Origin of the sequence: Streptomyces sp. NPDC005281, assembly GCF_040607495.1 — a bacterium.
In the GTDB taxonomy this organism is placed as follows: domain Bacteria; phylum Actinomycetota; class Actinomycetes; order Streptomycetales; family Streptomycetaceae; genus Streptomyces.
On sequence record NZ_JBEXGX010000043.1, the window covers coordinates 50,254 to 60,928 of the forward strand.

The 10,675-nt window shown below is 69.3% G+C and carries 15 protein-coding genes, 1 tRNA gene and 1 pseudogene; 5 read left to right on the forward strand and 12 right to left on the reverse strand.

Annotation, left to right across the window (positions count from 1 at the left end; all coding sequences use genetic code 11):
* Positions 1-175 precede the first annotated feature (175 nt).
* Positions 176-251, forward strand: a tRNA-Arg gene (locus ABZV42_RS37615).
* A gap of 176 nt (positions 252-427) precedes the next feature.
* Here ABZV42_RS37615 and ABZV42_RS37620 read toward each other — a convergent pair.
* The 11 genes from ABZV42_RS37620 to ABZV42_RS37670 all read right to left on the reverse strand — a co-directional run bounded on the left by ABZV42_RS37620 (position 428) and on the right by ABZV42_RS37670 (position 7,863).
* Positions 428-1,822, reverse strand: coding sequence for a site-specific integrase (locus tag ABZV42_RS37620; RefSeq protein ID WP_356056007.1), 1,395 nt, complete (start codon positions 1,820-1,822; stop codon positions 428-430).
* The gene (locus ABZV42_RS37625; RefSeq protein WP_356056009.1) at positions 1,822-2,019 is read right to left on the reverse strand and encodes a helix-turn-helix domain-containing protein; all 198 of its coding nucleotides are present in this window, start codon (positions 2,017-2,019) and stop codon (positions 1,822-1,824) included. The genes ABZV42_RS37620 and ABZV42_RS37625 overlap by 1 nt, the downstream gene beginning before the upstream one ends.
* The gene (gene repSA, locus ABZV42_RS37630) at positions 2,016-3,428 is read right to left on the reverse strand and encodes a replication initiator protein RepSA (protein ID WP_356056011.1); all 1,413 of its coding nucleotides are present in this window, start codon (positions 3,426-3,428) and stop codon (positions 2,016-2,018) included. Before repSA ends, ABZV42_RS37625 begins: the two co-directional genes overlap by 4 nt.
* An 88-nt stretch (positions 3,429-3,516) precedes the next feature.
* Positions 3,517-3,828 (reverse strand): SpdD-like protein, encoded by a 312-nt coding sequence (locus ABZV42_RS37635; RefSeq protein ID WP_356056013.1) that lies wholly within the window; start codon positions 3,826-3,828, stop codon positions 3,517-3,519.
* A gap of 20 nt (positions 3,829-3,848) precedes the next feature.
* Positions 3,849-4,004, reverse strand: coding sequence for a hypothetical protein (locus tag ABZV42_RS37640; RefSeq protein ID WP_355984298.1), 156 nt, complete (start codon positions 4,002-4,004; stop codon positions 3,849-3,851).
* A 9-nt stretch (positions 4,005-4,013) separates the two neighbouring features.
* Positions 4,014-4,205, reverse strand: a complete 192-nt coding sequence (locus tag ABZV42_RS37645; RefSeq protein ID WP_235460015.1) for a mobile element transfer protein — start codon at positions 4,203-4,205, stop codon at positions 4,014-4,016.
* A gap of 23 nt (positions 4,206-4,228) precedes the next feature.
* Positions 4,229-4,924 (reverse strand): DUF2637 domain-containing protein, encoded by a 696-nt coding sequence (locus tag ABZV42_RS37650; protein WP_356056015.1) that lies wholly within the window; start codon positions 4,922-4,924, stop codon positions 4,229-4,231.
* Positions 4,924-5,130 carry a hypothetical protein gene (locus ABZV42_RS37655; RefSeq protein WP_356056017.1) on the reverse strand — a complete coding sequence of 69 codons (207 nt, stop codon included), beginning with the start codon at positions 5,128-5,130 and terminating at the stop codon, positions 4,924-4,926. The genes ABZV42_RS37650 and ABZV42_RS37655 overlap by 1 nt, the downstream gene beginning before the upstream one ends.
* Positions 5,131-5,215: 85 nt before the next feature.
* Entirely contained in the window at positions 5,216-6,571 is a 1,356-nt protein-coding gene (locus tag ABZV42_RS37660; protein ID WP_356056019.1) for an FtsK/SpoIIIE domain-containing protein, read from the reverse strand.
* A 2-nt stretch (positions 6,572-6,573) separates the two neighbouring features.
* Complete coding sequence (locus ABZV42_RS37665; protein ID WP_356056021.1) at positions 6,574-6,945, reverse strand: hypothetical protein; 372 nt, start codon at positions 6,943-6,945, stop codon at positions 6,574-6,576.
* 138 nt (positions 6,946-7,083) lie between these two features.
* Complete coding sequence (locus ABZV42_RS37670; protein WP_356056023.1) at positions 7,084-7,863, reverse strand: GntR family transcriptional regulator; 780 nt, start codon at positions 7,861-7,863, stop codon at positions 7,084-7,086.
* A gap of 30 nt (positions 7,864-7,893) precedes the next feature.
* Between ABZV42_RS37670 and ABZV42_RS37675 the strand changes: the two genes are divergently transcribed.
* The 4 genes from ABZV42_RS37675 to ABZV42_RS37690 all read left to right on the forward strand — a co-directional run bounded on the left by ABZV42_RS37675 (position 7,894) and on the right by ABZV42_RS37690 (position 10,515).
* Positions 7,894-8,349 carry an NUDIX domain-containing protein gene (locus ABZV42_RS37675; RefSeq protein WP_356056025.1) on the forward strand — a complete coding sequence of 152 codons (456 nt, stop codon included), beginning with the start codon at positions 7,894-7,896 and terminating at the stop codon, positions 8,347-8,349.
* The gene (locus ABZV42_RS37680; protein WP_356056027.1) at positions 8,346-8,633 is read left to right on the forward strand and encodes a hypothetical protein; all 288 of its coding nucleotides are present in this window, start codon (positions 8,346-8,348) and stop codon (positions 8,631-8,633) included. Before ABZV42_RS37675 ends, ABZV42_RS37680 begins: the two co-directional genes overlap by 4 nt.
* Before the next feature lie 220 nt (positions 8,634-8,853).
* Positions 8,854-9,576, forward strand: a complete 723-nt coding sequence (locus ABZV42_RS37685) for an SMI1/KNR4 family protein (RefSeq protein ID WP_356056028.1) — start codon at positions 8,854-8,856, stop codon at positions 9,574-9,576.
* A gap of 408 nt (positions 9,577-9,984) precedes the next feature.
* Positions 9,985-10,515: a hypothetical protein gene (locus ABZV42_RS37690; RefSeq protein WP_356056032.1), complete on the forward strand. Its 531-nt coding sequence runs from the start codon at positions 9,985-9,987 to the stop codon at positions 10,513-10,515.
* Here the strand turns inward: ABZV42_RS37690 and ABZV42_RS37695 are convergent.
* Positions 10,472-10,564, reverse strand: a pseudogene (locus ABZV42_RS37695) (IS5/IS1182 family transposase); the annotation flags it as partial. The gene ABZV42_RS37690 and the pseudogene ABZV42_RS37695 overlap by 44 nt on opposite strands.
* Positions 10,565-10,675: the final 111 nt, after the last annotated feature.

Sequence of the window (10,675 nt, forward strand, 5' to 3'; positions counted from 1 at the left end):
AAAGCGGTGCACGATTCGTACCCGCCTGCGATTATCAGGACCGCTTCACTGAACCTCCACATCGAGCCACGGAGGCGAAGTATGAGGGGCAGGGATGCGGGAGCCCTATCCTTGTCCCCGGCAAGGTCACGGATCCGCCCACACCCGGGCACCAGGACACAGGCCGACACACCCGGCCCCCGTAGCTCAGTGGATAGAGCAGGCGCCTTCTAAGCGCTTGGCCGCAGGTTCGAGTCCTGCCGGGGGCGCCAGTCTCCGCCCTCCCGTTGGGGAGGGCTTTTTGCTGGTCGGAGTACGTTTCACTCGATGCAGCGAAGCCCCGAACACTTCCCCGATGATCAAGGGAAGGGTCCGGGGCTGTCCGGTCGTCACCGGGTTTTCGCGGGTGGCCCTGTCGAATACGTGTCGAAGTTTTCGGCGCGGAGCCTCAGCCCGCGTCGGGCGACTCGGGAAGATCCCCGGCGGCTTCGAGGCGCTTTTTCAAGTCAGGGAGCTGTCCCTCCACGCATCGCGCGTAGGTCGCCAGGAGCACCGGGACGCTGTTGCCGGCCCAGTCCGCCACCTGGGCGGGCGGGATCCCGTCGTTGAGCCACTTGGTCAGACGCGTGTGCCGGTTGTCGTAGACCCGCCTTCCCGTGGGCGAGTCGAAGACGTGCGGGGGTAGGACGGCCTTCCGCGCGCCGCGCCAAGCCCGCCGGATGACGGAACCGGCGAGGATGCCGCCCGTTTCCCCCTGGAACAGCAGATCCCCGGGCTTCAGCCGCTCCTCCTCGATGTGCTCCCGAAGAACGCGCGTCAGTGCGGGATGCCCCGGCGCGGTGCGGGTCTCGCCCTCGGCGCGCCCCTTCAGATCGCGTTCCTCATGGATCTCCCCGGTGTCGGTCCACTGCTTGCCGACCTCAGGGGTCGCCGTGTGGATCAACAGTTCGCACCACTGGTCGGCGGCACCGGGCCCGGGGAGCGTGACATCCTGCACGCGCATGGCCACCGCTTCCTCCGGCCGCAGACCGCAGTAGTACAGCGTCGCGAAGAACGCGTGCAGCCGCTTTCCACCACGGGGCCGGCGCCGGATCCAGTCGAGGAGCGCCGCCGCCTGGTCCGCTTTCATCAGGGACCGCTTGTCCACGGCGTTGCTGGTCCTGGTGACGGCCGTCGACTCCTTGCCCTTGGGGAGCGGATTGACCCGCAGGACGCGCCGCCGGACCGCGTGCTTCATGACGACGTTGAGGATCCGGCGGTGACGCTTCCTGGACCAGGCCGCCGCCTGCCTGCCGTCGAGCCGCGTGTCGACGGCCCGCAGGACCCCATCGACTCTCTCCGCCTCCTCCCAGGCCGAGACTGGCAGTGAGTTGCGCTCCACCCACCTGAGGATGGCCACCACGTCCCGCGGGGCGTCCGCACGGCGTGTCGCGTTGAACGCCCATTCGCGTAACGCGGTCCGTACGGCCACCGGGGCGAACTGGGTCGGCTGGGCCCGCAGCAGCGCGACAGTGACCGCCGTCAGGGTCTTGGCGGTGTTCTTACGGCTGTTGCCCCCGAGCTCCGGCCAGCGGGCATCCACGTACGCGACGGCGAACGCGTACCGGCTCATGGCAGCCGACTTGGAGCGGTGGGACACCGGCAGCCCGGTGGCGATGACGAAGGCCTCGCCCTTGCCCGTCGCCCGGATGAGTTCGGAGCGGAAGCCCTCGGCGAGCGCGACAGTGCCGAAAGGCTCGCGGCGATGCTTGCCCGCCACCACCCAACGCACGGTGTACGTGGTCTTCCTGGCGCCCTTGTACGTGAGGATCTTGTAGATCTTGACGTTGTAAGTGGTCTCCATCAGGCGGCGTCCTCACGGTCGTCGAGCCAGTGATCGAGATCGCTCCGCCGGATCCTGAGGTCGCCGTTCGGGAGCTTGATGCAGCGCGGCGCACGCCGCTTGGCCCGCCAGTCGTAGAAGGTCGAGCGCGAGACGCTCAGTTCCTCGCAGACCTCGACGAGGGTGAGCATGTTGCGTGCCCGGACGGCCGTGGTCATGCCGCGCTCCTTTCGTCGAGCACGGCTTCACGGGCTGTCTCGCGGTTGGCTTGGAGATCGCGCGCGATGGTCGCGGCGAGGGCCGCCTCGCCCGGGGTGTGGCCGTGGCCGGCGTACTGCCAGTCGGTCAGGACGAGGACGGTGTCCGGCTCGCGGTCGTTGAGGCCGAGGACGGAGGCCTCCTGCGCGGCGCGATAGTCGGCGCGTTCCTGGCGGAGGGCGCCGAGGGTGGTGGAGTAGCTGCGCGACTTGGACGAGAAGTGCCCGCGGAAGCCGAGCATGTGCGCCCAGGCCCAGAGACGCCGGTCCGGATAGAGGCCGTCCAGGTCGCGGCACGCGGTGATGAGCCGCCGGGTGTGGTCGGGCACGCCGTGACGGTCGAGTTCGGCGAGTTCTCCGATGCGGCGATCAAGGGTTCCGGTGTTCTCGGCAGCCTTGGTGGCGTACTTGGCCACGTACGAGGCCACCGCCTGTTCGGTGATGTCGGACGCGTCACCGAACGCCTTGACCGGGCGGACGTCGAGCTGTTGGCCCCATTGGAACGTTCGGACGGGCTGGCCGTCGGCGGATGGAACCGAGACGGACGTGTACGCGTGCGCGGCGGCGGCACGTATCGCGTCCGTGAGCAGGTTGACCGTTGCCCAGGCGGGCGGCGGTGTCCCGGGCCCCTCGGGGCCGTCGAGGCGTACGACGGCGTGGAAGTGCAGAGCCCCGCGCTTCTGGAACTCGGCCACCTTGCCGTACGAGACGCGCAGGTGGTCGGCGAGCTCCCGACGGGCCAAGCCGGCCCGGGTGGCGAGTTCGCGGCGGAGTCGGGTCGTGAAGCGCTGCCAGAGCTGTCCGGCGTGGTTGTTGAACAGCACGGCGCCCGCGTAGTCGTAGGCCTCCGGATCGAGGGCGGTGCCCAGCTCCGGGGCGTCGGACGGGTGCTGGGCGCCACAGCGGCAGCCGCTGCCATGGTCGGGCCGATTGTGGACCGGGCCGAACGAGGGAGCCGTGAGGGTGGCGAAGACGCGCGGGTGGTCGCGGACGGTGGCGGGGATGTTCCGGCGGTCGTCCCCGGCGAGGCCGGCGCGGATGAGGTGGTAGGTGTCGCCCGAGTACGTCCAGGCGCACGAGGGGCAGCGGGAGGCGCGGCGGTTGCCGCAGGCGAGGCGGAGGCGTCCGCCGGGTTCGTTCTCGGTGGAGTAGTGGTGCAGGGTCTCGCCGGTGGTCTTGTCCTTGGCGAGAGTCCAGCCGGTCAGGTGGATCGGGTCGGAGCAGCCGCCGGTGCGGCGGATCTGGTCCTCCCAGCGGGAGTAGTCGGAGGCCGAGGCCACTCGGAGGATGTCTCCGAGCGTGATCGGGTCGAGCGTTGGGGCGGACTGCGTGGGCGCCTTCTGTGTCGCGGATGAGGCCCGGTGGGCCATGCTGGGGGTTCCTTCCGGTTGCGAGATCGGACAGGGACGGCTCCCGGGCGGCGGATGCTTGGCGGTATCGAGGCCGCCCGGGGGCCGACTAGCGACGCTTGGCGTCGGAGGCGAGCAGGGAGCGCAGGACGACGGCGCAGACCGCGACAGACGCGCCGGTGACGGCGACCGCCAGGAGCAGCGAGACCAGGACGGCGCCGACGATCAGGACCACGGCTGTGCCGGCGCCCACGAGCGCGAGCGCGGAGCCGGGGGTGAGCGCGACGGCCGGTCGGGCCGCAGCTATCGGGGTCGGTGGCGGGGCCAGGGTGCCCGGGACGACGGCGGTCGGCTGGATGGTGGCGGGCCGATGGGACAGGCCGGTGGGCTGGGGCATGACCGGGATCTTGGGTCGGAGCATGGGCGGTTCACCTTTCACGGCTACTTGATGGCGGTATCGATGACGGGCGCCAAGACGCTGTCGGCGAGGAGGAAGCCGCCGAGGAGCAGCACGGCGATGAGCCACCAGGGCGGGCGGACGAGCTTCACGCCGAGGTAGCCGACGGCGAGGAGGGCGAACCAGAGCGGAACCTGCACGGTGGTCTCCTAGCGGACGCGGCAGCGGTGGGTGCGGGCGGCGAGTTGGGCGGCGGACTGGCTGGAGTAGTCGGCCGACCAGCCGCAGCGGTCGGCGGTGCAGACGGCGGCGTGCACGGTCCGGCCGTTGCGGTCGCGGTGCGTGCCGATCTGCACGGGGCCGATCCGCATCACGGAGTGGAAGTTGTCGCGAGCGGGCATCGGGTGTCTCCTCCCAGGTCGGGTCAGGCCAGGTGGGCGGCGATGGCGTCGGCGAGGTGGGGAGGGACGCCGAGGCGGGAACGAAGGGTGTCGGTGTCGATCGGGGAGCCGGTACGGGCGCGGTACTCGTCGGCGACCTTGCGGGCGTGGTCGATCAGGACGGCGGGGACCGGGGGAGTGGGCGTCGCGGCCAGCACGGGCGTAGGCGCCGGAGCCGGAGCCGGAGCCGGAGAGGGGGAGGGGACGGGAGCCGTACCCGGCTCGCGTCCGACTTCTGGCGGCTGGGTCTCGGGATCCGATGACTGCGGGACGAGGGCCAGTGGAACCGGCTCGGGCTCCAACTCCGGTTCCGTAGCCGACGAGTGAGCGAGGAGCGTCCCTCCCAGGAAGGCGAGCGCGGGCCACCCGGCGATGCCGAGGCGGAGCAGAGCCGGCGGGTCGGTCAGATCGAGGAATCCGGCTGTGGCTACATTGGCGCCGAGCGAGGCGAACAGGGCGATCAGGACCCAGCACCACGCCAGCCGGGACGGGCCATCACTGCGCAGGCGCCGCCAGGCCGCGACCAGGAGCAGATCGACGCTGACCGGGTAGGCCCAGGCCTTCCAGCCGTTCTGCCCGGCAGCGGAGGCCAGGTCGTGCAGATGGGCGAAGGACAGGGCACCGGCGATCACGGCTTGGATCAGTACCGCGTCGACTCGGAGACCGTGACGGGCTCCCATCAGGAGTCCTCATCCGGGTAGGCGGGGCCGTCCTCTGGGTCGTAGTCGGACGGGAACATGCCGGGCGGCGGCTCGGGTAACGAGACAGCGAGGGACGGGCTGACTGCTTCCACGAAGTCGAGATCGGCACCGTCCACGTCGGCGTACAAGGCGAGTTGGCCTAGGAGGAGCACGGTCCGGGCGAAGTCCTCGCAGTTCGGGCACATCTTGGAGGTTCTCCCTTCAACAGGCATCGCAGGGGTAGGGACTTGGCGCGAAGGCGGTCGCGCCGACCGAGGGAATGGCGAGAGATCAGGCGGTAGCCGGAGCAGGCTTGGCCGAGGGCACGGGAGTGGCGGAGGGCCCGGAGAGAGCAGGCCGGAAGGGCTCCAGCTCGGGCAGCTCCGGGGTCCGGTCGGCGTACCGGTTGCAGATGTTCACGGCTTGGCGGAGCGACGTGCGCGGGGCACGGATGCGGTGCCAGCCGCCGCTGGAGTCGCCGGCGATGGCGATCCCCCGCATCTCCGCCGGGATCTGGATGGCGGCGAGGACGGCGTCCGGCGAGATGTCGCCGAAGGCCATGTTGGCGGATGTCTCGTCGTTGACGCGGTGGGCGGTGCGGCCGGTGAGCTGGGCGCGAAGCATCGTGATGCCCTTGCCGAGTTCGGAGCCGAAGCGCTGCCCGCAGATTTCGAGGTAGATGCCGGCCGCACGGCCGAGCTGGGCGAGGCGGACCAGAGCGGTGATGATGCGGTCCCGCCGCCTCTCCTCCTCCTTGTTGGCGTACAGGGCGAGTTCGGCCACCTCGTCGACCAGGACGACGACCGGTGTCGGACGCAACTCGTCGGGCAGGTCCCAGATATCGGCGGCGATCTCCGCGTCCGGTACGGCAGCGGTGATCCGCTGTTGGGTCCGGATGAGCCGATAGACCTCCCCCATCCGGGCCACAAGCGCGTCGAGCAGTTCCGCGGCGGCGTCGGGACTGTCGGCCAGTGCTGAGAACCTGCGGGCGAGCGGAAACAGCTCGCCCCCTTGCTTGCAGTCGATGCCGACGAGGGCGACGTCCATCGGGGCGAGTCCAGCGACCAGGTTGCGCTGGTAGACGGACTTGCCGGACTCCGTGGCGCCGAGGGTGAGGGCGTGGGGTATCGCCCGGTAGTCGCGGTAGTGCACCGAGCCGTCCTCCCGGAGGGCGACGGGGACCCGCATGATCCGGGTCTTGGTCTCGGCGGGCATCTGCACCCGCTTGAGCACGTCGTAGCCCGTCATCCGGACTTCGACGACACCGGAGCGCAACTCGCGTGAGGTCACGCCGTACATCGAGAACGAGTGCCGGAGCCGGTCCGAGGCGGCGGCGATGTCGAAAGCGTCCTGGCCGGGACGGAGTTTGAGCCGCAGGACCAGGCCGGTACGCGTGGGCCGCAGCCGCAGGATGCGAGGCGAACGGGCGTCCGGCATCGGCCGGTTGGCGGCCCGCGCCAGAGCGAGACGCCACCGCGCGGGCGGGACGGTGAGCCCGCATGCGTCCATGACCGTGCGGTATCGGATCAGGACTCGCAGCGCGGCCAGGGTGACCCCGAAGGCCAGCCAGTACCAGGCGGGACGCCGCCACCGCAGGAGACCCGCGGTGGCGACGACCAGCACCAGAGCGACCGTGAACCCGGTCATGATCAGGCCGCCTTCGACCCTGCACCGGCCTCAGTGGCGCCGGCGATGGCCAGCGAGGTGACCGCCACCGCGCGGAAGGCGATGCCGTGCCGCTTCTGGCCGTTGAAGTCGTTCTCCCAGGGCCGGGCGATCAGGCCGGTGAGCGCGACCGGCGTGCCCATGGCCAGCTCGCCGGTGATCCCGGGCTCCGGGACGGTGACGGAAAGGATCTCCACCTCGTCGTTCGCCGCGAACATCACGTCGACCGTCATGAGCTTCACTCCGGTCTCGGCGTCGGTGGCGATCTCACCGGTACGACGGTCACGCACCTTGACCTGCGGGGTCTTGGCGACCATCACGATCGCGGTGGAGGTGTCGACGGGAATCTGACGCACAGCAGTCACTCCTCTGTAGGTGCTGAACTCTGTCACTCATGTATATGAGTGACATGAAGAAGAGTGCATCACTCCTGTACATGAGTCAACCCGCCGCGAAGAAGAACTCGCGACGGGTTGAGGGGAGTTGAGTTGGCGTCAGTCTTCGGCGGGAATGCGGTACTCGAAAACGAACTGGTCAGCGGCCATGAGCGTGTCGCACACCTCGACCACGAGCCCCGCGGTTGTACGAGCCTCACGGATCAGGTGAATCACGGGCGCACCCGGGCTCAGCGCCAGTTCCGAGGCCTCCGCCTTCGAGGCCGGCCGCGCCTGCAACGTCTCTACGTACTCAGCGAACTCGTGCCCATGGTCTTCGAGTCGGGCGTAGATGCCACCGCCGCCGGGGTTCTCGGCGAACAGTTCGGGGATGTCCTTCACGACGTCCCAGGGAAGGTAGGAGGCGGCGACCTCGACCGGTGTGCCGTTGCGGAAGTAGAGGCGGCGACGGGCCAGGACCTGCGTGCCGACGGGGACGCCCAGGCGCCGGGCGGCATCCTCGGGTGCGTCAGTGGGGCCGATGTAGAGGACGCTGACCTTGGCTGTGGCGCCGGACTGGGCGGACTCCGCGAGGTAGGCCGCCTGGCCGCCCTGTCGGAGCGAGCGTCGGAAACGGTCGGAGGAGCGGTGCCGTACCGGAGGCCGGTCCTTCACGATCGAGCCCTTGCCGTGCCGGGTCTCGACCAGCCCGCTCGCCCGTACCTCGACCATGGCCTTACGGATCGTGCCGCCGGAAACGCCGTAGCGGTCCACCAGTTCGGATTCACTCGGCACCATGTCACCGGGCTTGAGAATCCCCGCCCGAATCTGCTGCACGATCTCTTCCGCGATCTGCACGTACCGAGGCCCGGACGCGCCCCCTCCAGCAGCAGTTCCCATAGTCCTTCCCCGCCTCCTAAGCTCCTCTACATGAGTCAATCACAGGAAGCGACACCGTCCCCCCTGCACTCCGTGTCCGTAGCGGGAGTAGTGGTGCGTGAGGACGGCCGCCTCCTGGCGATCCGCCGCGCCGACAACGGCACCTGGGAGCTCCCGGGCGGCATCCTCGAACTCGACGAGACCCCCGAGGCCGGCGTCGCCCGCGAGGTCCTGGAGGAGACAGGCATCCATGTCGAGGTGGACGAACTCACCGGCGTCTACAAGAACATGACCCGCGGAGTCGTCGCCCTGGTCTTCCGCTGCAAGCCCTCCGGCGGCACCGAGCGCACCTCCAACGAGTCCGTGGCGGTCTCGTGGCTCACGCCGGACGAGGTCGGCGAGCGCATGTCGGAGGCTTTCGCCGTCAGGCTCTTGGACGCCTTGGACGGGAACGGGCCCCACGTGCGGAGCCATGACGGGCGGCGCCTCCTTCACCGCAACGGATGAAGTCCACACTGCCGGTCGAGAATGCGGGCAACACGGATGTCTGCCTGTTCATCGAACCGTATGGCGAAGACTTCTGGATGAAGCCCGGGGACGCCTTCGCGGTTGTACCTCTGAGCGAAAACAACGTGCAGTTCTCAGTGGTCGTTGCCAAGGACGTGTTCACGGTTTGGCTCTACCTGGACGGCGACCCCTACAACGCGTTACTCGACTACGAGGTGATCGGGGCCAACGGCGAGAAGCTCGCATGCGGCTACCAGCGACCGGCCGACTCCGACGGCGGCTGAGACCCGGAGCCCTGGCACCACTGGGTGCGACTGGCCTCACCCTCGCCTCTGTCGAGTCTCAGATGATGCTTGACGGGGCGGCGTCGGGTGATGCTTGACGTCTGCCCTAGACATCTCATGCCGCCGGTGGGCCACGTCGAGGCGGGAACGATCACGAAGCCGGGCCGCCTATGCCTCCCTGCGCGGTCGGGTGGTCGAGGGAGGCGGTAGCGTCCTCGGCATGCTGGACGGCTCTGATGTGTCGGTGGTGCTGAGGGGCGGGGCGCAGGCTCGCTCCCAGACCTGGGACTTCGTGCGCTGGTTCACCGATGCATGGATGGGTTGCCCTCTGCGAGTGGAAGACGGTTGCGCCGAAGCCGAGTTGGCGGCTGCGGAGGCTGAGCTGGGCTTCGAGCTTCCGGCTGCCTTGCGTGAGGGTTTTGAGCTCTTCGGCCGACGGGACGACCTGACTCGACAGCAGGACCCTCTAGTCCGGCCGTCCGGGCTCTATGTCGATGAGGCCTTGAGCGGCGTTCTGGTCTTCCGGCGAGAGAACCAGGACTGCGCGTGCTGGGGGATTCCGCTGGAGGAAATCGAGCAGGACGATCCGCCGGTGGTCGTGGAATCGCGCGAGGGTTGGATTCCCTTCTTCGATCGAATGTCCTTGGCCTGGGTGGAACTCGTGCTGAGCGAGTCGCTCTTCGGACCGGACAGCCTCTACGACGCCTGCGAGCTCCCGGACACGCTGGTGCCGAACCTCCAGGCTCGCTATGCGCGGGTGGACCTGCCTGACCATCCCATGTGGGCGAGCAAGGACGACTCACCGGTGCGCTGGTATGCGGCTCCCGGCCGACTCGTGCGCCGGGACGGCATCGAGGACCAGTCCTGGATTCACGCGCGTGGACGTACGCCCGCCGATCTCGAAACCATTCGTGCAGAGCTCCCCGGGCCGTGGGTCTGCTGACCCGAAGCCGAGGCAAGCGGTGTCAACCATCAGGTGAAGCCACTGCGTCAAGCATCAACCGAGACCGCACAGCCTCACCCTCGCCTCAGCGGGATAAGACTTTCTCTACTTCATCAAGCCCCGGCTGCGCTCCGCTCCGCCGGGCGCGCTCCCGGCTCCGCTCCGCGCGACGCTCCTGCCTTCGGCCCGCTCCGCGCGGGCTGCGCCGACGCGCGCCCTGGGTTGGGTTGGCCGGCGGCAGGAGGTGAGAACACGTCGTGGCTGGGGCGGTCGGCTCCACGGCTTTAGAGGCCGTTCTCTTTCCGAACCTCGTGTGCGGATTCTGCTGGTCAGACGTGGGATTGCGGCTGCCGCGGGAGCCTCGACTCGTTGCTGATCGAGTTGCTGTGGGGGTGGCGGATGCCGTCGATGCGGGCTGTTCTGGAAACGCGGCGGAAGGCCGCAGCCGTGCGGGTGGAGGAGCTCGAAGCCGAACTCGAGCGGGTGCAGATGGACTTGGCGGACGCCGAAGAAGTCCTCAGGCGCCGGGCGATCGGCATCGAGCAGTATCTGGAGGCCTTGGCCGAAGAGGAACAGCCCGCCGAGACGGCCGTCGGTCCGTCTCGGAGGAAGCCGGTGGGACCGCGCCGTGCGGTGCCGCATCGGGAGAACGCGGCCGGACTCGAGGACCTGTCGGTGGACTACCAGGCGGTGATGGCAGCTGCGGTGGAGGCCGGAGGTGACGGGCTGGGTGCCCGGCGGGCGGCCGTGGTGCTGGGCTGGGACAGCGCCTCCGCCTCGCGGGTCGAGGGTGCGCGAGCACGGCTGAAGAGGTTGGTGGAGCGAGGCTGGCTGGTGGAGACGAAGCCCGGAAGGTTCATCCTGCCGACGGGGCAGCAGGCCGATGAGGTCGTGCGGCCAGGCGGCGGTTCATCAGGGCGATCATCGACCAGCGGATGACGGCTTCGCTTGTGTCGGTGCGTCGTTCGTAGTCCCGGACCAGGCGTCGGCTGCGCAGAAACCAGGCGGTTGGGTCGGCCGCGCGGCGAGGTGCTCACCATGAGGGCGAGTCCTGTTCCGCGCGGCCTCCCGCCGAACCGGACATGACGGTTTCCCGGTC

Bases quoted from the DNA above. Each gene is read 5' to 3' on its own strand.
- ABZV42_RS37620 (WP_356056007.1), bottom strand. From the start codon at position 1,822: ATGGAGACCACTTACAACGTCAAGATCTACAAGATCCTCACGTACAAG.
- ABZV42_RS37625 (WP_356056009.1), bottom strand. From the start codon at position 2,019: ATGACCACGGCCGTCCGGGCACGCAACATGCTCACCCTCGTCGAGGTC.
- repSA (WP_356056011.1), bottom strand. From the start codon at position 3,428: ATGGCCCACCGGGCCTCATCCGCGACACAGAAGGCGCCCACGCAGTCC.
- ABZV42_RS37635 (WP_356056013.1), bottom strand. From the start codon at position 3,828: ATGCTCCGACCCAAGATCCCGGTCATGCCCCAGCCCACCGGCCTGTCC.
- ABZV42_RS37645 (WP_235460015.1), bottom strand. From the start codon at position 4,205: ATGCCCGCTCGCGACAACTTCCACTCCGTGATGCGGATCGGCCCCGTG.
- ABZV42_RS37650 (WP_356056015.1), bottom strand. From the start codon at position 4,924: ATGGGAGCCCGTCACGGTCTCCGAGTCGACGCGGTACTGATCCAAGCC.
- ABZV42_RS37655 (WP_356056017.1), bottom strand. From the start codon at position 5,130: ATGTGCCCGAACTGCGAGGACTTCGCCCGGACCGTGCTCCTCCTAGGC.
- ABZV42_RS37660 (WP_356056019.1), bottom strand. From the start codon at position 6,571: ATGACCGGGTTCACGGTCGCTCTGGTGCTGGTCGTCGCCACCGCGGGT.
- ABZV42_RS37670 (WP_356056023.1), bottom strand. From the start codon at position 7,863: ATGGGAACTGCTGCTGGAGGGGGCGCGTCCGGGCCTCGGTACGTGCAG.
- ABZV42_RS37675 (WP_356056025.1), top strand. From the start codon at position 7,894: ATGAGTCAATCACAGGAAGCGACACCGTCCCCCCTGCACTCCGTGTCC.
- ABZV42_RS37680 (WP_356056027.1), top strand. From the start codon at position 8,346: ATGAAGTCCACACTGCCGGTCGAGAATGCGGGCAACACGGATGTCTGC.
- ABZV42_RS37685 (WP_356056028.1), top strand. From the start codon at position 8,854: ATGCTGGACGGCTCTGATGTGTCGGTGGTGCTGAGGGGCGGGGCGCAG.
- ABZV42_RS37690 (WP_356056032.1), top strand. From the start codon at position 9,985: ATGCGGGCTGTTCTGGAAACGCGGCGGAAGGCCGCAGCCGTGCGGGTG.